At 54.7% G+C, this 21,493-nt stretch carries 17 protein-coding genes; 8 read left to right on the top strand and 9 right to left on the bottom strand.

Annotated features, from left to right (window positions below):
* Positions 1-61: 61 nt before the first annotated feature.
* The 7 genes from guaD to BJF95_RS12605 all read right to left on the bottom strand — a co-directional run bounded on the left by guaD (position 62) and on the right by BJF95_RS12605 (position 9,467).
* On the bottom strand, positions 62-1,366 hold the full coding sequence (gene guaD, locus BJF95_RS12575; protein ID WP_075639792.1) for a guanine deaminase: 1,305 nt from the start codon (positions 1,364-1,366) through the stop codon (positions 62-64).
* Entirely contained in the window at positions 1,366-2,598 is a 1,233-nt protein-coding gene (gene puuD, locus BJF95_RS12580; protein ID WP_075639793.1) for a urate hydroxylase PuuD, read from the bottom strand. The genes guaD and puuD overlap by 1 nt, the downstream gene beginning before the upstream one ends.
* 104 nt (positions 2,599-2,702) lie before the next feature.
* Positions 2,703-3,608: a LysR substrate-binding domain-containing protein gene (locus BJF95_RS12585; RefSeq protein WP_075639794.1), complete on the bottom strand. Its 906-nt coding sequence runs from the start codon at positions 3,606-3,608 to the stop codon at positions 2,703-2,705.
* A gap of 335 nt (positions 3,609-3,943) precedes the next feature.
* Entirely contained in the window at positions 3,944-4,744 is an 801-nt protein-coding gene (xdhC, locus tag BJF95_RS12590) for a xanthine dehydrogenase accessory protein XdhC (protein ID WP_075639795.1), read from the bottom strand.
* The gene (gene xdhB / locus BJF95_RS12595) at positions 4,744-7,077 is read right to left on the bottom strand and encodes a xanthine dehydrogenase molybdopterin binding subunit (protein WP_075639796.1); all 2,334 of its coding nucleotides are present in this window, start codon (positions 7,075-7,077) and stop codon (positions 4,744-4,746) included. Before xdhB ends, xdhC begins: the two co-directional genes overlap by 1 nt.
* 114 nt (positions 7,078-7,191) lie before the next feature.
* Complete coding sequence (xdhA, locus tag BJF95_RS12600) at positions 7,192-8,658, bottom strand: xanthine dehydrogenase small subunit (RefSeq protein ID WP_075639797.1); 1,467 nt, start codon at positions 8,656-8,658, stop codon at positions 7,192-7,194.
* Between the two features lie 38 nt (positions 8,659-8,696).
* Positions 8,697-9,467: a 3-hydroxybutyrate dehydrogenase gene (locus BJF95_RS12605; protein ID WP_075639798.1), complete on the bottom strand. Its 771-nt coding sequence runs from the start codon at positions 9,465-9,467 to the stop codon at positions 8,697-8,699.
* Between the two features lie 327 nt (positions 9,468-9,794).
* On the opposite strand from BJF95_RS12605, the gene glpK reads away from it, so the two are divergent.
* The 8 genes from glpK to der all read left to right on the top strand — a co-directional run bounded on the left by glpK (position 9,795) and on the right by der (position 18,980).
* Complete coding sequence (gene glpK / locus BJF95_RS12610) at positions 9,795-11,288, top strand: glycerol kinase GlpK (protein WP_075639799.1); 1,494 nt, start codon at positions 9,795-9,797, stop codon at positions 11,286-11,288.
* Between the two features lie 176 nt (positions 11,289-11,464).
* Complete coding sequence (locus tag BJF95_RS12615) at positions 11,465-12,511, top strand: LLM class flavin-dependent oxidoreductase (RefSeq protein WP_075639800.1); 1,047 nt, start codon at positions 11,465-11,467, stop codon at positions 12,509-12,511.
* A 46-nt stretch (positions 12,512-12,557) separates the two neighbouring features.
* Positions 12,558-13,313 carry a type I methionyl aminopeptidase gene (gene map / locus BJF95_RS12620; protein WP_075639801.1) on the top strand — a complete coding sequence of 252 codons (756 nt, stop codon included), beginning with the start codon at positions 12,558-12,560 and terminating at the stop codon, positions 13,311-13,313.
* Positions 13,314-13,426: 113 nt separating this feature from the next.
* Complete coding sequence (locus BJF95_RS12625; protein ID WP_075639802.1) at positions 13,427-14,632, top strand: YbfB/YjiJ family MFS transporter; 1,206 nt, start codon at positions 13,427-13,429, stop codon at positions 14,630-14,632.
* Between the two features lie 96 nt (positions 14,633-14,728).
* Entirely contained in the window at positions 14,729-15,979 is a 1,251-nt protein-coding gene (gene sbmA / locus BJF95_RS12630; protein ID WP_075639803.1) for a peptide antibiotic transporter SbmA, read from the top strand.
* Between the two features lie 148 nt (positions 15,980-16,127).
* Entirely contained in the window at positions 16,128-16,706 is a 579-nt protein-coding gene (locus tag BJF95_RS12635) for an NnrU family protein (RefSeq protein WP_075639804.1), read from the top strand.
* A 124-nt stretch (positions 16,707-16,830) separates the two neighbouring features.
* Positions 16,831-17,502: a tetratricopeptide repeat protein gene (locus tag BJF95_RS12640; protein WP_075639805.1), complete on the top strand. Its 672-nt coding sequence runs from the start codon at positions 16,831-16,833 to the stop codon at positions 17,500-17,502.
* A gap of 50 nt (positions 17,503-17,552) precedes the next feature.
* Positions 17,553-18,980, top strand: coding sequence for a ribosome biogenesis GTPase Der (gene der / locus BJF95_RS12645; RefSeq protein ID WP_075639806.1), 1,428 nt, complete (start codon positions 17,553-17,555; stop codon positions 18,978-18,980).
* A gap of 70 nt (positions 18,981-19,050) precedes the next feature.
* On the opposite strand, the gene BJF95_RS12650 is transcribed toward der, so the two are convergent.
* Entirely contained in the window at positions 19,051-19,824 is a 774-nt protein-coding gene (locus BJF95_RS12650; protein ID WP_083638801.1) for a sulfotransferase family protein, read from the bottom strand.
* Between the two features lie 431 nt (positions 19,825-20,255).
* Positions 20,256-21,317, bottom strand: coding sequence for a glycosyltransferase family 4 protein (locus tag BJF95_RS12655; RefSeq protein ID WP_075639807.1), 1,062 nt, complete (start codon positions 21,315-21,317; stop codon positions 20,256-20,258).
* Positions 21,318-21,493 lie beyond the last annotated feature (176 nt).

Genomic DNA, 21,493 nt, shown 5'->3' on the forward strand with positions numbered 1-21,493 from the left:
AACAAAGGATTCTAGAGTCTGTCTGGTTCAATTTGAACCTGACAGACTCTAGAAGCTTGAATTATTGCGGCTTGCTGGCCACGCCCGCCACATAGGTTTCCACCACCACGCGGTCATCACCCAGGGTTTGCATCAAAAACAGCTCTTCGATCAGCGTGGTCACGGCTTCCATTTTCAGCGCCATGGCAGGTGTTGCGGAGGCGTTGAGCACCACCAGATCGGCCTCAGAACCCGGCTCCAGAGTGCCGATTTTATCGGCCAGCGACAGCGCCTCAGCGTTGCCCAGCGTCATATGATAATAGCTTTCCAGCGGGTTCAGCCGTTCGCCCAGCAATTGCTGAATCTTATAGGCCTCGTCCATGGTTTTGAACATCGAATAGCTGGTGCCGCCGCCGATATCGGTGGCAACGGCTACGCGCACGGGCTTGTTGCGGCGCTGAATAGCTTTCAGCGGAAACAGGCCGGAGCCAAGGAACAGGTTGGACGTGGGGCAGTGCACGGCAACCGAGCCGGAGTCGGACAGCGCATCTGCCTCGCGATCGGACAAATGGATGGCGTGGCCAAACAGGGTCTTTTTGCTCAGCAGACCATAGCGAGCGTAGATATCCGTATAATCGATGGCGTCCGGATAAAGGCTCGCCGTAAACTCGATTTCCTCACGGTTTTCAGAGAGATGGGTCTGGATGTGCAGGTCTGGATATTCATAGGCCAGCTCCTGTGTGCGTTCCATCTGCTCGGGCGTAGAGGTGATGGCAAAGCGTGGAGTGATGGCCACCATGTTGCGGCCGCGGCCGTGCCAGCTTTCAATCAATTCGCGGGTTTCATCATAACCGCTTTGTGGTGTGTCCAGCAGGCCTTGCGGGGCGTTGCGATCCATCATCACCTTGCCGGCAATCATGCGGGTGCCGCGCCGCGCACTCTCGGCAAAAAAAGCGTCGGCTGAGGTTTTGTGCACCGAGCAATAGGCCACCGCTGTTGTGGTGCCCTGCCGCAGAAACTCGTCGAAAAAATGGGTGGCAATGCGCTGGGCATGGGCCGTTTCCACGAAGCGGCATTCCTCGGGGAATGTATAGGTGTTGAGCCATTCCAGCAGATTGGCGGCATAGGAGCCAATCACCTGCATTTGCGGAAAATGCACATGGCAATCAATAAAGCCGGGCATGATCAGATGCGGGCGGTGATCGACTTCCGGTGTGGTTTCTGCGGCCTGCGCCTTGACCTGATCGTAAGCGCCGGAGGCAATGATCAGCCCGTCGGCCACCAAAACGGCACCATCACTCACATAGAGATAGCTGTCGGTATCTGTGATGTGCTGGGGCGCTGCCTTGAAGGAGAGCAGACGGCCACGGATCAGAAGTTCACTCATTACTCTGTTTTGCCTTTCACAGCGCTTTCATACCACGCCACCAGCATCGCCCGCTCTTGCGGGGTGACACTGGTGACGTTTCCCGGCGGCATAGCGTGGCTGCGGCCTGCCTGCAAATAAATCTCGCGTGCGTGGGCCGCAATCTCGTTATCGGTCTCGAATTTCACGTTTTTGGGCGCAAATGTCAGCCCGTCCCACGATGGCTCTTGCGCATGGCACATGGAACAGCGGGCTTCAACAATGTCGCGGGCTTTGGTAAAATGAGCATCTGTCATAAATTGCGTCTGCATGGGCGACAGGTTTGCGTGTTCTCCAGCCCCCAGTTTGGGCTGGGTTGAGAGCCACATGATGATGATGAAAATCACTGCGGTGATCATCCATGTCCAGATCGGCTTGCCTTTGCGCGCGTGGCCGGTGTTGAACCAGTGGCGGATGGTGACACCCATGAGAAACACCAATGCGGCGATAATCCAGTTATAGGCCGTGGCAAAAGCCAGCGGATAATGGTTGGACAGCATGAAGAACACGACAGGCAGCGTCAGGTAGTTGTTATGCAGTGAGCGCTGCTTGGCAATCACGCCATATTTGGGGTCAGGCTTGCGCCCGGCAATCAGGTCTGCCACCACCACGCGCTGATTGGGCATGATGATGAAAAACACATTCGCCGTCATAATGGTGGCGGTGAAGGCACCGAGATGCAAAAATGCGGCACGGCCGGTGAACACCTGCGTATAGCCCCAGGCCATGATCACCAGCAGAATATAAAGCAGGATCATCAAGCCCCATGTGCTTTTGCCGATGGGGGATTTGCACAACAGATCATAACAGATCCAGCCAATGGCCAGCGAGCCAGCAGACAGGGCAATGGCCTGCACATGGCTGAGATCCAGCAAGCTGCGATCAATCAAAAACAGATCTGCCCCGCCATAATAAACCACGCAGAGCATGGCAAAACCCGACAGCCAGGTGGCGTAGCTCTCCCATTTAAACCACGTCAAATGCTTGGGCATGGAGGCAGGCGCGACCAGATATTTCTGGATGTGGTAAAAACCACCGCCATGCACCTGCCATTCCTCACCATAGACACCTTCGGGCATGCCGGGGCGCTTGGTCAGGCCCAGATCAAGGGCGATAAAATAGAAGGAAGAGCCGATCCAGGCGATGGCGGTGACCACATGCAGCCAGCGCACAGCAAAGGTCAGCCATTCCCAGGCAATGGCGTATTCATACATAAGGCACCCCGTTTTCTCTCCCGACTCGCAACTGTGCAAAATGTTGGGGGTCAAGGGAAGGGGCGAGGGCGACGAATGTGTAAAAAATTGTGCATGGCTGCAATTTAGGCAGTGCCGAGGGTAAGGGGCGGCAGTGCCTCTGTCAGCCATTGATGGAATGCTTTGATTTTAGGGGTATTGCGTTTGTGCGGCGGGTAGACCAGCCAGTATATATGCTGGTCGCGGTATGAGAGGTCGAAAGGCTGGATAAGCCTGCCTGCAGCGAGGTCATCTTCCACATAAAACCGGCTGAGCATTGCGGCTCCATGACCGGCAATTGCAGCACCCGCTTCGAGATCGAGCACGCCAAATGCTGTGAACTTGATTGCGGTTTTGCTGGGTGAAGGAATGCCTGCTGCCTGAAACCAATCCGTCCACCAGCATTCACCTGTGCTGATCCATGGCAATTTAAGAAGATCTTCCGGCTTATTTACGCCGCCAATACTTGCCGCCAGTGCTGGGCTCAGCATTGGCGTGTAGTCGAGTTCCAAAATTGGATGGCAGATCATTCCTGGTAAGGGGCTTTTGTCGATGCGAATGGTCACATCCGCATTTTCGCGATTGGGATCATTTTTACTTTCGGATCGCAACAGTCGCACGGCGATATTGGGATGTTGGAGCTGAAAACTGCCCAGATGCCTGGCCAGCCATTGAGAGGCAAATGTTGGAGCAGAGTGAATTTCCAACACCTCATCGGCCGTTTGCCGAGCCAATGCCACGGCTTCACGCAAGAGTTCAAACCCTTCGCGTGTCTTTGGCAATAACCGCTCACCTGTTTCGGTCAAGGTGATCTGCCGGGTTTGGCGCAAAAACAGAGCTTCGCCAATATTATCCTCCAACAGTTTGATTTGATAGCTCACCGCCGTTTGCGTCATCGCCAGTTCTTCGCTGGCGCGGGTAAAACTGTTGTGGCGGGCCACCGCTTCAAACACACGGAGCGCATTGACCGGAAACTGTTTCGACATTTTCATGGATAAGCTCTCTTTATGCGTGCTCCCCATAATTGAATTGGAAATGCGAAGCCGTCAAGCGCATGAACGACCTGTAAACACTGAGGTTTGGCGACCTAAAGAGGCGAAACCTTCGTGAGAAGATCCATTCATTAAGTTTGAAAGGTGGAGGGTGTTATGCTGTCCGCACACGCATTTTTGCGCTCGTTTTTTGACATTTTTGGTGGGGCGAACGCCCACGTTTTCTCCAGGCGCAAGCGCCACACCGATGTGCCAGAGGGGCTGAAGTCTGATCTTGCGATTGACGAGGGCGAGCGGCATCACAGCCGCATTGATGCGTTTTGGTCTTCGCATCGCTATTTTGGGTGTTGCAGCAGTTCGGCGGCCACCAGCGCTGCAATCACCGCCGGGCGTTTGTCCTTATAAGGACTTTTGCCAATCGGCATGGTGAGGCGCGAAAGATTGGCCGTGTCTGCTCCCTCGCGGGCCAGCCAATGGGCAAAAGTGGCGCGCTTGCTGCTCGATCCAATCATGCCGATGTAGGAAAGATCGTCTCGTGCCAGGGCTTCGCGGGCAATGAGAAAATCCAGCGCATGATCGTGGGTGACGATGACGCAAGCGCCGCCGGGGCGAATGGCCGACACTTGCGTTTCCGGCATGGCGCTTCGGTGAAAGTTTATGCCGGGGGCGATGTCGCCATCGGTATGCTCGCGGGTATCAATCAGGGTAACGCGAAACGGCAATGGGGCGAGGGCGGATGCCAGCGCCAGGCCCACATGGCCTGCGCCGAAAATAAAAACGGGTGGGAGGCTGTCATAGGCTGCGGCCTGTTGCTGCAGAAAGATTGCGCGTCTCTCAAGTGTGAGGCGACTTAAGAGCAGCCCCACACGCCCGCCACAGCATTGGCCAATGTCCGGGCCAAGTGGCACATCCATCTCGGCTTCATCATCGCCATTGATCAGCATGGAACGGGCTTTGTCGATGGCCAGATATTCCAACTGGCCGCCGCCAATCGTGCCAGTCGTGGCGTGAGCGGCGACAATCATAAAGGCCCCAACCTCGCGCGGGGTCGAGCCTTTGGCCTCCGATACCGTCACCAGCACGGCATCTGGGTGAACGGCCAAAAATGCGCCCGCATGGGATGGCTGGCTCGTCATCACAGTGTTTTCAGCCGTTCCACGGCCATCAATACACGCTCTGGCGTGGCGGGCGCATCCAGCCGCGGGCAGTGACGATAATCAGCCACCGATGCCACCGCCATGGACAGCGCTTCCAGAACTGAAATCGCCAGCATAAACGGCGGCTCACCCACCGCCTTCGAGCGACCAATGGTCAGTTCAGTGTTTTCTGCCCAATCGGCCAGTTTGACGTTGAAAATTTTCGGCCGGTCCGAGGCCAGCGGAATTTTGTAGGTCGAGGGCGCGTGAGTGCGCAGGCGACCCTTGCCATCCCACCACAGCTCTTCCGTGGTCAGCCAGCCCATGCCCTGCACAAAGCCGCCTTCGATCTGACCGATATCAATGGCCGGATTGAGGGATTTGCCCACATCGTGGAGAATGTCGGTGCGATCCATCAGATATTCTCCGGTCAGCGTATCAATCGACACTTCGGTGCAGGCGGCACCATAGGCGTAATAATAAAACGGCGTGCCGCGCCCTGTTTCGCGGTTCCAGTGGATTTTTGGCGTCTTGTAAAAGCCAGCGGCCGAGAGCTGCACCCGTGCGAAATAGGCCTGTTTGATAAAATCAGGGAAGGGGATGGTTTCCGCGCCAACCTGCACCCGGTTGGGCAAAAAGCGCACATCGGCTGCTGCCACGCCCCATTTTTCTGCTGCAAACGCCACCAGCCGTTCCTTGATCTGGCGTGCGGCATCAAAGGCGGCCATGCCGTTGAGATCGGTGCCGGATGAGGCGGCAGTGGCAGAAGTATTGGGTACTTTGCCAGTGGTGGTGGCGGTGATTTTCACCACGTCAATATCCACCTGAAAGGCATCGGCCACCACCTGCGCCACCTTGGTGTAGAGGCCCTGACCCATCTCCGTGCCGCCATGATTGAGGTGAATGGAGCCATCCTGATAGATATGCACCAGCGCACCGGCCTGATTAAAGGCGGTCATGGTGAAGGAAATGCCGAATTTAACCGGGGTGAGGGCAATGCCCTTTTTGATCACCGGGCTGGTTTTGTTAAACTCGATAATCGCCTTGCGCCGAGCCTGATAGTAGCAAGAGGTTTCCAGCTCACCCACCACGCGGGCAATGATATTGTCTTCTACCGTCTGGTGATAAGGCGTCACATCGCGGCCAGAGCCAAGCTCGCCATAGAAATTGGCTTTGCGCACATCCAGCGGGTCTTTGCCAAGTGTGTAAGCGATTTCCTCAATCACCCGCTCGGCTCCCAACATCCCTTGCGGGCCACCAAAACCGCGATAGGCGGTATTGGAAACCGTGTGGGTTTTCAGCGGCTGCGAGGTGAGTTTCACATGCGGATAGAAATAGCTGCTATCGGCATGAAACAGCGCACGATCCGTGACCGGGCCGGAGAGATCCGATGAGTAGCCGCAGCGTGCGGCAAAATTGGCTTGCACCGCGTGGATGCGGCCATCGCTGTTGAAGGCCACGTCGAAATCCATCTTGAAATCATGGCGCTTGCCGGTGATCGACATGTCTTCATCGCGGTCGGGACGAAATTTTACGGCACGGTTCAGCTTTTTGGCGGCAATAGCGGCGAGTGCCGCAAATTGATTGCCTTGGGTTTCCTTACCGCCAAAACCGCCGCCCATGCGCCTTGTGTTGACGGTGACGGCGTGGGAGGGAATGTTGAGCACATGGCCAACAATATGCTGGATTTCTGACGGATGCTGGGTGGATGACCACACGGTCACATCCTCATCCTCACCCGGAATGGCCATGGCAATCTGGCTTTCCAGATAGAAATGCTCCTGCCCGCCGATGCGCATGGAGGATTGAAGGCGATGCTGGGCCTTATCCATCTCGCTCTCTGGCGTACCGCGCTTGAGCACCATGCCGGGTGTGACAAGCGGTGCGCCGTTGTTCAGCGCGCCATCAATATCGGTCCAAAACGGCAGGTCGCGGTATTCTACTGTGGCAAGCCGTGCGGCCTTGCGGGCCGCATCGCGGGTCTCGGCAATGACGGCAAAAATGATCTGGCCGTGGAATTCCACCTTGGTGGTGGCAATCAACGGTTCATCGTGGCGACCACCGGAGGAGACATCATTGGTGCCGGGTATGTCATCAGCCGTCAGCACGGCGACAACACCCGGATAGGCTTTGACAGCGGACAGATCGATGGAAATGATTTCCGCATGGGCGCGATCCGCCAGACCCAGACCGCCATGCAGCAGGCCTGCGGGTTCGGGAATGTCATCGATATAATCGGCGCTGCCTGCCACATGCTTGTGGGCGGAATCGTGGCGCAGCGATTGATGCATGGGGCCTTTGATGGCGGCGGATGTGAATGTTGCCTTATCCATGGGCTAGGCTCCCTTTTTGGACGGTCTTTATGGTGCCCGACAGATGGGTTTTGTGATGCCGCTCACGCACCTCTGCCATGGATGCAAGCGTTTGTGCCGTGTATTGTGTCACCATCACACCGCCTCCATCGCAAACCGCTGCAATTCCTGCCCATGACCCGATGTTTCCAGATAGAATCGTGTTGCCAAGTTTTTCGCTGTTAATTGCCGATACTCGGCTGTTGCCCGCCAATCAGACAGCGGTTGATAATCAGCATCAAAAGCATCGCGCGCGGCCTGAACGGTCTCCTCACTCCAAGGCTTACCCATGAGGGCTGCTTCCACCGCATTTGCGCGCTTTGGCGTACCCGCCATGCCGCCAAAGGCAATACGAACGTTGGAAACGCAGGCACCTTCCGTTTCCAGATAAAACGCGCCGCACAGCGCGGAAATATCCTCATCCCGGCGCTTGGAAATCTTATAGATGGCAAAATGGCTGGACGCTTTGGGACGCGGCACAAAAATGCGCTCCACAAATTCGCCGGGCTTTCGGTCTTGCTTGCCGTATTCAATGAAGAAATCTTCCAAAAGCAATGTTCGCGTGCCGGACACCGAGCGCAGTGTTACCGTGGCCCCCAACGTTATGAGTGCCGGCGGTGTATCGCCAATCGGTGAGCCATTGGCAATATTGCCGCCAATCGTGCCCATATTGCGCACTTGCTGGCCGCCGATACGCTCGATCAAACGGCCAAAAGCGGGGATTTCCGCGCGTAGACGCTCAAAGGCGGCGCTATAGCTGACGCCAGCGCCAAAGGTGATGCCGACTTCATCACCGCCAATGTCTTGCAATTCGCTCAAATGGTTGATGAACACCACGGGATTGAGAACCCGCATCTGCTTTGTCACCCAAAGGCCCACATCAGTGGCACCCGCAACAATCGTGGCTTTGGGGTGGGCGGCCAGCGTGTTGGCCAGTGCCTCAACATTGGCAGGCACAATCAAAGTGCGGTCATCACCCTCCAGCACAATGGTATCGGTGCTGGTCATTGCGTTGAGAGCGGCAATGATCTTTTCGCGCTCGCGGGCCAAAGGATCAAACAATGCCGAGGGGCGTGTCTGCCCCATTTGTTCTGCGGCTTTGATAATGGGCTCATAGCCCGTGCAGCGACAGAGATTGCCTTGCAGGGCGCGCTCAATCTCGGCCCGGCTTGGGGCGGCGTTGGTCAGCCACAGACCATAGAGCGACATGATAAAGCCAGGCGTGCAAAAACCGCATTGCGAGCCATGGCAATCGACCATGGCCTGCTGCACGGGATGCAAAGTGCCATCCTTTGCGGCCAGATGTTCGACTGTTACCACATGGCAGGCGTTGAGCGAGCCGACAAAGCGAATGCAGGCGTTGACTGATTCGTAGACGAGCTGGTCTTTCACCAGCCGCCCCACCAACACGGTGCATGCCCCGCAATCGCCTTCTGCACAGCCTTCCTTGGAGCCTGTCAAACGGCGGGAAAGCCGCAGGTAATCCAGAAGGGTTGCCGTGGGGTCTATGCTGGAAAGCGAGACCTCTTGGTCGTTGAGCAGAAAGCGAATGCGGTTTGTCATGGTCGTCCTTCAGAAGCGGTGTGCAACTGATAAGACTATTACGCCGTCCAGCCGCCATCAATCGATATATGCGTTCCGGTGATCTGTTTTGCAGCATCACTTGCGAGATAAATGGCGCAAGCGGCAACCTGTTCCACGGTAACAAATTCCTTGGTGGCTTGCGACGCCAGCAAAACGTCGCGTTTCACCTGTTCCTCGGTGATGCCACGGGCCTTGGCGGTATCGGGAATCTGCTTTTCCACCAAAGGTGTCAGCACATAACCGGGGCAAATGGCATTGACGGTTACGCCATGTTCGGCAAGTTCAAGGGCGGCGGTCTTGGTCAGGCCCATAATGCCGTGTTTGGCGGTGACATAGGCCGATTTGAACGGCGAGGCCACCAATCCGTGCGCCGAAGCAATGTTGATGATGCGGCCAGATTTTTTGCCCTTCATGTTGGGAATAGCGGCGCGCATGGTGTGGAAGGCGCTGGACATGTTGATGGCAATAATCTGATCCCATTTTTCAATCGGGAATTCTTCAATCGGTGCCACATATTGAATACCGGCATTGTTGACCAGCACGTCAAGGCCGCCAAATTGAGAAATCGCGGTTTCGATCATATCGGCAATTTCGGCAGGCTTGGTCATGTCGGCAGCATGATAGATCACTTTGCCGCCTTTCGCTTCCAACTCCTTGCGAATGGTTTCGATCTCATCGGCTGGGCCAAAGCCATTGATCAGCAGATTGGCACCTTCCGCTGCAAATGCGCGCGCAATTCCAAGGCCGATGCCACTGGTGGAACCGGTTACAACAACATTTCTTTTCATCGCTTTTTCCTTTTCGCTGAGGCATTTGGTTCGGTGAGGTATGTGACAGGCGTTGCTTGGTGGTGTGTCTGCTTTTGGCGTGTGCAGCCAGACCGAATTCAATTTCCCCGATTATATTTATATGGGTAGCCTATGCCCAAAAGCCAACGCTTGGCAATTCGGCTTTTGGTTGGCCGCTTTCACCTGTAAAGATGGGTTGACGGGCTTAAATGTCCTGTTGAATAACAGGAAATCTTCGTTTACGTTTCCTTTTTACGGTGGATTGCGGCTTAAAACGTCATATTGCGCGCATTTCGAAAACAAAACGAAAGCTCTGGGAGGAGTGTCATGGCTAGGTTTGTGCTGGCAATTGATCAGGGAACAACATCCAGTCGCGCAATTGTGTTTGATGATGCCATGCGCATTGTTGGTCGCGGTCAAAAAGAATTTCCGCAAATTTTTCCGCAGTCCGGCTGGGTGGAGCACGAGCCCGAGGCGATTTGGGACAGCGTAACCCACTGCATTCGCGAGGCCTTGGCGCGGGCGCGCATCACCCTCGCTGATATTGCCGCCATTGGCATTACCAACCAGCGCGAAACCGTGGTGGTGTGGGAGCGCGACACCGGCAAAGCCATCCACAATGCCATTGTCTGGCAGGATCGGCGCACGGCTGCGTTTTGCGAAAAGCTTAAAGGCGATGGGCTGGAAGCGCTGTTTACCGAAAAAACCGGCCTGCTGCTGGACCCGTATTTTTCCGGCACCAAGCTGTCGTGGCTGCTGGATCATGTGGAGGGCGCGCGCGCAAAGGCAGAGCAAGGGGCGCTCTGCTTTGGCACCATTGATACCTATCTGATCTGGCGGCTGACCGGCGGCAAGAGCTTTGTTACCGATGCCACCAATGCGTCGCGCACCCTGCTTTATAATATTGCCGATAATCAGTGGGACGATGAACTGTTGAAACTCCTCAACATCCCCGCCGTGATGCTGCCGCAGGTGATGGATTGCGCCGCCGATTTTGGCGTCACAGACGCGGCCGTGCTGGGTGCCGCCGTGCCGATTTTAGGTGTGGCTGGCGATCAGCAGGCGGCCACCATTGGCCAGGCCTGTTTTGCGCCGGGCATGGTCAAATCCACCTATGGCACCGGTTGTTTTGCGTTGCTCAACACCGGCACAGATCGGGTGGTGTCGAAAAACCGATTGCTGACCACCATTGCCTATCGCATGGATGGCAAAACCACCTACGCGCTGGAAGGCTCTATTTTCATTGCCGGTGCCGCCGTGCAATGGCTGCGCGATGGACTGAAGGTGATTGGTGATGCTGCGGAAGCCGGCAATCTGGCGGCATCAGCTGATCCAAACCAGCAGGTCTATCTGGTGCCGGCCTTCACCGGCATGGGTGCGCCGTGGTGGGACCCCGATGCGCGCGGCGCGATGTTTGGCCTGACGCGCAACAGCGGCCCCGCCGAATTTGCCTGTGCGGCGCTGGAGGCTGTGTGCTTCCAGACCCGCGATCTTCTCGATGCCATGCATAAGGATTGGCAAAACGGCCATGACGAGATGGTGTTGCGGGTGGATGGCGGCATGGCGGCATCGGATTGGACCATGCAGCGTTTGGCTGATCTGCTGAATGCGCCCGTGGATCGGCCAGCGATTATTGAAACTACCGCCTTGGGGGCCGCTTTTCTGGCTGCCAGCCGCGCAGGCCTGTGGCCCGGCATGGATGAATTTGCCAAGGCCTGGGCGCGCGATTATCGGTTTGAGCCGGTGATGAAGGAAGATGTGCGCTTGGCCAAGCACACAGGCTGGCAAGATGCTGTGCGTCGCACCTTGACCCATTTTTGATGTTTTGAATCAATACTGTGAAAAGTTGAGTCAGCTATTGGCTTTACCCCTTTGAATACAGGGGTAAATTCGCATCTATTGATGGAACCGTCTTTTTTTGAACAATGCGTTTTCAACCCGGCGTTTGCGCTCGCGGCTACTGGTCGCTATCTCTGTGTCAATAATAGGAGATAGTGATGGAACTCGGACTTTATACCTTTGCGGATGTCGATCCCAATGCAGCCAACAAAGGCCTGGAGGCCAAGCGCCGGGTCGATGAGCTGCTGGAGGAAATTCAGCTGGCCGATGAGGCGGGTCTTGATGTGTTTGGTCTTGGTGAGCATCACCGCCCTGATTATATGGCCTCTTCGCCCGCCACCATTCTGGCGGCGGCTGCCGTGAAGACCAAAAACATCCGGCTGACCAGCGCAGTGTCCGTCCTCAGCTCGGATGATCCTGTGCGGGTGTTTCAGCAATTTGCCACGGTTGATTTGCTCTCAGGTGGGCGTGTGGAGATGATGGCCGGGCGTGGCTCCTTCATCGAGAGCTTTCCCTTGTTCGGCTATGAGCTTGACGATTATGACATTTTATTCGCCGAAAAACTTCAGCTTTTGATGGAGATCCGCGAAAACGAAGTGGTGACATGGCAGGGCGAGACCCGCAAACCCATCCAGGGACGCGGGGTTTATCCGCGCCCGCTGCAAGACCCATTGCCGCTGTGGATTGCTGTTGGTGGCACACCGCAATCGGTGGCACGCGCTGGGGCGCTCGGTCTGCCGTTGGCGCTGGCGATTATTGGCGGCGAGCCGCATCGGTTTGCACCTTTGTTTGATCTCTATCGCCAGAGTGCGGCCCGCACCGGAGCGGATGCGGCCAGCTTGAAGACATCCATCAATGTGCATGGATTTGTTCACGAAACCGATCAGTCGGCCGCCGATATTTTTTACGAGCCACAAGCGGTGGTGATGAACCGCATTGGCCGCGAGCGCGGCTGGGGGCCGACCAATCGTGCCCATTTTGATGCCAGCCGTGGGCCAAAGGGCGCGCTGTTTGTGGGCAGCCCCGAAACGGTGGCGGAAAAGATCATTGCCCATCACGCGCTTTTCAAAAACGACCGCTTCTTGTTGCAAATGGCCATCGGCCCCATGCCGCACAAAGAGATCATGAAGGGCATTGAGCTTTTCGGCTCAAAAGTGGCACCGATTGTGCGCAAGGCATTGACGCCTCCAAAGGCCGGGGCGTAATGCAGCCGCATGCTGATTTTGCGCCTGACTTTGTGAGAGTGTGCCGATGATTATTGCCAATGATGATGAATTGCAGGGCCTGAAAGAGGTTGGACGATTGTGCGGTCTTGCGATCAAAACCATGGCAGCGTCAATGGAGCCGGGCATGACCACGCGCGAGCTGGACATGATTGGCCGCAAAATTCTCGAGGATGCCGGTGCGCAGTCGGCACCGGAGCTTTGCTATCAATTTCCAGGTGCCACTTGCATCAGTGTGAACGAAGAAGTGGCCCATGGCATTCCCGGCGATCGGGTGATCAAGCCAGGTGATCTGGTGAACATTGATGTGTCGGCCGAGAAAAACGGCTTCTTTGGCGATGCGGGCGCGTCCTTCATGGTGCCGCCCGGCAAGCCAAAAACCGAGCGCTTGCTGCGCGATGGCAAGCGGGCGCTGTTTTTGGGCATCCAGCAGGTCAAGGCGGGATTTCCGTTCGCAGGCATTGGCCGCGCCATTGGTGCCTTTGCCGATAGCCATCGCTATACATTGATTGAAAATCTCGCCAGCCACGGCGTTGGCCGCTCCCTGCATGAAGAGCCACGCGAGCTTTCCACCTGGGCTGACCCGGATGAAACCCGGATTATGGCCGACGGGCAGGTGTTTACCATCGAGCCGTTTTTGTCGCTGGGCGGCCAATGGGCAGAGGATGGCGGCGGCGATGATTCATGGACGCTGTATAGTGAGCCACGCGCGCTGACAGTGCAATTTGAGCACACGGTGGTTGCCACCAAAAGCGGACCGCTGATTTTGACGCTCGTTGATTAAGGGGTGGCTTGAAGCTGCCAGTACACGGCTTTGTGACCCGATCCGTGTGCGCGAAATTGCTCATATCAAAAATTATGAATTGTCAGTTTTTGCCTGCGGTGCGATAGCGAGCCATGAGCACATTACAGTCCCGCCGATCTCTCGTTCTTGCCGCTATTGCGGGTGCCCTTGCCATGGCATCGGCCTTGGGCTTTGGCCGTTTTTCGTTCACCCCGATTTTGCCGGGCATGATGGCCGACCTTGGGCTTTCGGCCGGTGATGCCGGATTGATTGCATCAGGGAATTTTGCTGGCTATCTCGTCGGTGCCGTTCTGGCTGGCCATGGTTTTGCCAGCGGACGAGAGCGGGGACTGGCGATTTTGTCCTTATTGGCCAATGCCATTTTGCTAGCAGTTATGGCTTTGAGCAATGACGTTGATGTCTTTGTGCTTATTCGGTTTTTATCCGGTGTTGCCAGCGCGTTCTCGCTGATTTTTACAAGCTCTGTTGTGTTGTCTTATGCTGCGGGCAGTGAGCACGCCCAATCCACCCATTTTGGCGGCGTGGGATTTGGCATCGCACTTTCCTCCCTGCTGGTCTTTATGATTGGTCAAGTGCATGGCCTGTTTAACCTTGCAGGCTGGCGGCTGGATTGGCTGGTTGGCGCAGTTGTCAGCCTGGCGGCCACCCTCGCGGTTGCGGCCATGTTGCCGAGAGTGGATAAATCCGACGCAAAACAGCCCGCTGAAGGAAAGCTGATCTGGACGCGGAAATTTCTGCTGTTGCTGGCATCCTACGGGCTGTTTGGCTTTGGCTATGTCATCACCGCCACCTTCATCGTCACGATGGCCCGCATGGCCCACACCGGCGCGGTGATCGAGTTTCTCTCATGGTTTTTGGCTGGTCTTGCTGCGGCTATTGCGTTGTTTGTCTGGCACCCGTTGATGATGCGCTTTGATCTGGTTGGAGCCTATTGCGTGGCGCTGCTGGTGGAGGCCATCGGCGTGTTTTGCTCGGTTGCCTTGCCCGGCGTGGCAGCGCCCCTGATTGGCGGCGTGGCACTGGGCGCGACCTTCATGACGATTACGGCCTATGGCTTGCGGCTTGGCCGGGTGCTGGCCCCTAAAAGCCCGCGCAAGGCGCTATCGATGATGACGGCAATGTTTGGCGTTGGCCAAATCATCGGGCCATTGGTGGCCGGTGCCGTTGCCCAGCGCAGCGGCAGTTTCACCCTGCCAAGCTTGATTGCTGCGTCAATGCTTTTGGTCAGCCTTGTTTTGGCCGCATCCTTGTGGGCAAGCATGCGAAAGGCAAAAAGTCAGGCCATTACAAATGTGTAAGGATGGTTTTGAACTATTGTCGCACAGCAATAAGTGACTTAGTTTGCCTAAACGATAAACCGCCCAGATCGATTTCTGTCAGGAAAGTACCTCCCTGTGTTCCACTCATTCTTCCCCAAGCCCAAAGTGTTTTTCCCCTCCGCTGTGATCTGGGCGATTTTTGCGGTCATGCTCTGGTACATCTTCGGAGACAATATCGGATCGGCTCTCGGTTTTACAATTACACCAGCGGGTGCGCCACCCAAAGTTGGCGTTTCTATTTTTTGGTCCTCCGATTTCATCTGGTTCTATCTTTACTTCGCGATTGCAGTTGCGATTTTTGCGGGGTTTTGGGCCGTTGCTGCTCCTCATCCGTGGCAAAGATGGTCTGTCGTTGGTTCTGCAATGATTTTGTTTACAGTCTATTTTCAGGTGCAGGTCAGTATAGCGATTAACAACTGGAATGGTCCTTTTGGTGATTTGATACAGGCTGCTGTTTCAAAATCTAGACCTGTTGCGGCAACTGAATTTTATTCGCAATTTGTCGTTTTTCTTGAAATAGCTTTTCTTGCTGTTGCTGTATCTGTTGTAACTCGCTTTTTTATCAGTCACTATATATTTCGCTGGCGCATCGCGATGACTGATTTTTATATGAGCCATTGGCCAAAGCTACGCATTATCGAAGGTGCGTCTCAGCGTGTTCAGGAAGATACAATGCGCTTTGCCACCACGGTTGAAAGCTTAGGTGTCAGTCTGATCAGCAGTGTAATGACGCTTATCGCTTTCACACCGCTTTTGGTAAGGTTGTCAGAAAATGTTAAAGAATTGCCACTGGTTGGTGCAATTCCATACCCCCTCGTAATTGCTGCGATTTTCTGGTCGTTGTTTGGTACCGTACTATTGGCTGTGGTTGGCGTTAAATTGCCGGGTCTCGAATTCCGTAATCAGCGTGTTGAAGCCGCCTATAGAAAAGAGCTTGTATACGGTGAAGATCATGCTGATCGGGCCGAATTGCAGACGATGAAAACTTTGTTTGGTGCTGTTCGGCGTAACTATTTTAAATATTACTTTCATTATGTATATTTTAATATTGCGCGCTATTTTTATATAAATCTGGATACGATTTTTTCTGTTGCTGTTCTTGTGCCTTCATTCGTGGCTGGTACTATTAGCTTGGGCATGCTCAATCAAATCTCTGGCGCTTTCGGGCAAGTGACCTCATCGTTGCAATATCTTGCGAATTCCTGGACAACGATTGTTGAATTATTGTCTATTCATAAGCGTTTGAAGGCTTTTGAAGCTGCTATCGATGACGAGCCTTTACCGGCAATCGACCAGCGTTATATTGCTAAGCAAGAGCATGATTGAGTGCTTGCTTAAGCCGTATTTTAATAATGAAAGCGGCCGGGTTTCCCGGCCGTTTTGTTTTGGGCAAAGGTATCCTTGAAGGTCCTATAGTCAGTGCATGCGGCATGCGCTATCAATCACTGCAAGAGGATTAAAGGGAATCGGCTCCATGCTTATATTGATTATTGGTTTGATTCTGTTTCTGGGCCTGCATCTGATCCGGGTTGTCGCGCCCGGCCTGCGGGCCGCTATGGTGGCTCGGCTGGGGCTGAATGGCTGGAAGGGGATGTATTCCGTCCTTGCCCTTGTGGCGATTGCGCTGGTTGCCTACGGCTATAGCATTGCTCCTGTGATCAATGTCTGGTTTCCGCCCATGGGCATGAAGCATTTGACCGCCACGCTGATGGTGTTTGCGACCATCTGTCTCATCGCAGGCTTTTTGCCTGCCGGGCATATTGCCGTCAAAGCCAAACATCCCATGGTTCTTGCCATTAAAATCTGGGCGCTGGCGCATTTGCTGTCAAACGGCAGTGTTCGTTCCATCATTCTGTTCGCAGCATTTCTGGCTTGGGGCGTGATCTTGCGCATTTCGCTAAAACGCCGCGCGCGGACAGGGGAAAGTGTTGACCGATCTTTTGTGGCAACGAAATATGATCTCTATGCCGTGGTTTTGGGCTTGGTTGTCTGGGCCGCCATCACGTTCAAATTGCATGAGTTGCTGATCGGCGTGGCCCCACTTGCCATGTAAATGCGCGATTTGCGGGGGCTGAAACGATGAATTGCCATCCGCCCCCTTACAATAGTGTAAAAATCGGGTAGAAGGCGCAGCATCAGTTGATCGATTGAAACATGGCTTGAGCCCGGAATTTGTTATGGCAGACCAAAACGACAGCTTTATTCGCGAAGTGAATGATGAAATCCGCTCGGAGCAGATGCAGCGCGCCTGGCGTAGGCTCGGGCCCATCATCATAACCGTTGCCGTGCTTGTCGTTCTTGGCACAGCGGGCTACCGGGTCTATGAATACTGGACCGATGATCGCTCATCGCAGTCTGGCGATCAATTTCTGGCTGCTCAAAAGCTGGCCGCCGATGGCAAAACCGACGAAGCTTTGAAGGCGTTTGAAGCGCTGGAAAAGACCGGCTTTGGCAGCTATCCTGTTTTGGCAGATTTTCGCTCGGCCAGTCTGTTGGCGCAAAAGGGTGATCAGAAGGGCGCAATTGCTGCTTTTCAAGCGCTTGGCAAAGACAAGGCTGTGCCGGAAGCGCTTCGTGATGTGGCCCATATTCGCGCTGGCTGGTTGCTGATCGACAATGGCACCTATGAGCAGGTGTCGGCAGAAGTGGAAGCGTTGGCAACGCCCGGCAACGGCATGCGCAGCTCCGCCCGCGAAGCTTTGGGCCTAGCCGCCTATAAGGCTGGCCAGCTTGACCGCGCCCGCGAATGGTTTGAACAAATTGTGGAAGACACGCAGGCTCCGCGCAATGTCAGCAGCCGTGCACAGATCATGCTGGACAATATCACAGCCGCAACCAAGACCTCTTAATTTGACACGTGCCCGAAAAACGGGTGGTAACAACCGGATACTAAAATTTCATGAGCTTTACCGTCGCCATCGTCGGACGTCCCAATGTGGGCAAATCCACGCTTTTCAACCGTCTGGTTGGCAAGAAGCTGGCGCTTGTCGATGACATGCCCGGCGTGACCCGTGATCGGCGCCCCGGCGACGCCAAGCTGGTGGATTTGCGGTTTCAAATCATCGACACCGCCGGTTTGGAAGATGCTGGCCCCGAGACGCTGGAAGGCCGTATGCGCGCCCAGACGGAAGCGGCGATTGATGAAGCCGATTTGTCGCTGTTTGTGGTTGATGCCAAAATGGGCCTGACCCATGTGGATAAAACGCTTGCGAATATGCTGCGCAAGCGGGGCAAGCCTGTGGTGCTGGTGGCCAACAAGTCTGAAGCCAAAGGCTCGGACGGTGGCTTTTACGATGCCTTCACGCTTGGCCTTGGTGAGCCGGTGCCGATTTCGGCCGAACATGGGCAGGGCATGATTGATCTGCGCGATGCGATTGTCGAAGCTCTGGGCGAAGAGCGGGCCTTCCCCGAAGAAGACGATGATGCTGTGGCTGAGACCGATATTGTTCTCAAGCCTACCGATGACGAAGAAGACGAAGAAGCGCTGTCGCATTATGATGAGTCCTTGCCTTTGCGCGTGGCCATCGTTGGCCGTCCAAATGCTGGCAAGTCGACCCTCATCAACCGTTTTCTGGGTGAAGATCGCCTGCTGACCGGGCCTGAAGCGGGCATTACCCGCGATTCGATCTCGGTGGAATGGGATTGGCGCGGTCGCACCATCAAGATGTTTGATACCGCCGGTATGCGCCGCAAGGCCCGCGTGATTGAAAAGCTGGAAAAACTGTCGGTTGCCGATGCCCTGCGCGCCATTCGCTTTGCTGAAACCGTTGTGATCGTGTTTGACGCAACCATTCCCTTTGAAAAGCAGGATATTCAGATTGTCGATCTGGTGCTGCGCGAAGGCCGTGCGGCGGTGCTGGCCTTTAACAAATGGGATCTGGTAGAAGATCCGCAGGCGCTGCTGGCTGAACTGCGCGAAAAGACCGAGCGTTTGTTGCCACAGGCGCGTGGCATTCGCGCCGTGCCGATGTCGGGTCAGACCGGCTACGGGCTTGAAAAGCTGATGCAGTCGATCACCGATACGGATCGGGTGTGGAACAAGCGTATTTCGACCGCCAAGCTGAACCGCTGGCTGGATAGCCAAACAACCCAGCATCCACCACCAGCGGTGTCTGGTCGTCGCTTGAAGCTGAAATATATGACTCAGGTGAAGGCCCGCCCGCCTGCCTTCATGATTTCCTGCACGCGCCCCGATTCTGTGCCAGAGAGCTATATCCGCTATCTGACCAATGGTTTGCGCGCTGATTTCGACATGCCCGGCGTTCCGATCCGCATTCATCTGAAAGCGGCTGATAATCCGTTTGAAGGCAGAAAACGCAGGCGTTGATCGGCTGCGCTTATTGCGACAGGCGAATCTTTGAAAACATATGGCCCAGCATGGTTTTCCTGCTGGGCTTTTAAAATGTTGGCCAATCAAAAATATCAAGCCCTGTTAGCCTTGAGAACTTCGTGAGATCCTGGCGCAATGCCTTTTGAAACAGGAGTCTGTCGTCTTCTGTCGGCGCGCACGGGTAGGTGATCGGAGGTTGCGCGTTTTCGGATTTTGCGTCTTTCTCGGCAAACCGCGCGATCCCGAGAAAGTCGCTGATGTGACGAAGCGTGACAAGGTGATCCGTCCTGAAGGTTTCCGATTTGAGAAACAGCAATTGTTCGCGCGGGAAAAGGCGCAAAGCACGCTCGACTTGCTGGCCGTAAAACCCTCTTTCAAGATAGGTATAGACCCGAAATTCCGGGCTTTGCGGATGCTTGCCAGACAAACGGTCCCGACCCTCCCGGATTGCGGCGGAAAAGGGTAGGTCTTCGCTTTTTCGCGCATATTCCATGCACCATTGCGACCAGGCGCGCTCAAATGGGTCCCTAAACAGAAAAATCAGCTTTGCGTCGGGATTATACGCCTGAAGCCGCTCCAGTGCTTGCGGCCAGAAGAGGTAGATTGGCGTTATATCGTACCGTCTTTTGTCCCCCTCCCGATTGTTAAAATAATCGTCCAGAAGGCCATAGTTTGGCGCGTTCCAGTCTAGGTCTTCATTATCAAAAAAATGGAGTTCTTTGAATTTGGGAGTGTCGAGTTGTGGGTGGTTGCAGAAATAGGCGTGCAAACTTGTTGTTCCACCTTTTTGAACCCCGCAGCAGAAAATATCGATTTTTCTTTGATTTCTACTGTCCAGCAATTCTCTATTCTTCTTTTTTGTTCAAATGAAATTGCAATTTTAAAATTTTGACCAAAATTGCGAAGAAAAATGAAGGCGAACTTCACATCGAATGGTGTTTGAGACAACCCTTGGATGTGATCGTAAATTAGAATATTAGTCGTTTCAAGTGGATTGTTTATCGACTGGAAAATATTTTAGTCGCTTTTTATCCAAAACATTCGCTCCTGCCATGTCCAATTTTAGAGTTTGTCAGGGAAAAGTGGAATCCGGTTTTTCTGATCAGACAAACTCAAACAAAGGAATCTAGAGTCTGTCTGGTTCAATCTGAACCTGACAGACTCTAAGACACAGGCGCGCGCTCTTGATATTAAGGATATCTTTCAGGGGATAGGGGGATGATCCGAAGGAGCCTTTCTGGCTTTCGGCAATCTGCCAAACGTTACACGATTTCAGATCATTGCGTTTTTCTGAGAGCGTCTGCGCATCAGCGATCGCCTTTTGCCCTGCGCCTTGGCCTCAATGACATTGTCGAGGAATTGCTTCGTTGCCATGGGCCACGAGAATGTCTCGGCAAGTTCTCTGGCATCCTCGCGCGAGCAAGACAGGGCCGACAGGCAGGCGGTGCGCAAATCATCATTCAGACTGCCAGCACCGGGATTGGTGACAATATCGATCGGCCCAGTCACAGGATAGGCGGCCACAGGCACGCCAGAGGCCAAAGCTTCCAGAATGGTATTGCCGAATGTGTCGGTTTTGGACGGAAAAACAAACACATCTGCCTGGGCGTAGGCAGATGCGAGGTCTGCGCCATGCTTGACGCCGGTGAACAACACGTCGGGATAACGGGCCGAAAGCTCTGCACGGTCCGGGCCATCGCCAATTACCACTTTCGAGCCGGGCAGATCGAGATCGAGAAAAGCGGGCAGGTTTTTTTCCACGGCAATGCGGCCAACGGTCATGAAAATCGGGCGCGGTAACCCGAAGGGCTTTTCGTCCTGCGGTTGGGGATGAAAAAGCTGGGTATCAATGCCTCGGCTCCACAGCCGTAAATTGCCGATTTTCTTGGCGTTCAGTTCCCGTTTCAGGCTCTCGGTTGCCACCATGCAGGCACCACCAGCGCGATGAAACCAGCGCACATAGGCATAGAGCCAAGACAGCGGAATGGGCAGGCGGGCTGCGACATATTCGGGAAAGCGGGTGTGATAGCTGGTCGAAAAAGCCACCTGATTTTTCACGCACCAGCGGCGGGCCAAAAGCCCAAGCGGACCTTCGGTGGCAATGTGAATAAGGTCCGGCTTGCTGCGCTTGATGACACCGGCAACGCGACCGGGGCCGGTTAGTGACAAGCGAATCTCAGGATAGGTTGGCATGGGCACGCTTTTAAAGGACGCAGGCGTTATCATGGAGACGGTGACGCCCATTTTCGCCAGTTCCGCATTGGTATTTTCAATGGAGCGAACAACGCCATTGACCTGCGGATGCCAGGCATCTGTCACGATTGTCAGCCTCATCGCGCGTGCTCCCTAGAGTTTGTCAGGGAAAAGTGGAATCCGGTTTTCCAAAAAGACAAACCAAAACAAAACAATCCAGAATGGACAACGCAACACGACTCATAAACGCGCCGCCACTGTCTTTGCGCTTATGAGCCAGATTTGTAACAGACGCATGAAACACACTTTTCTGTGAC

It is taken from the genome of Rhizobium oryziradicis, from assembly GCF_001939045.1.
Taxonomy (GTDB): domain Bacteria; phylum Pseudomonadota; class Alphaproteobacteria; order Rhizobiales; family Rhizobiaceae; genus Allorhizobium; species Allorhizobium oryziradicis.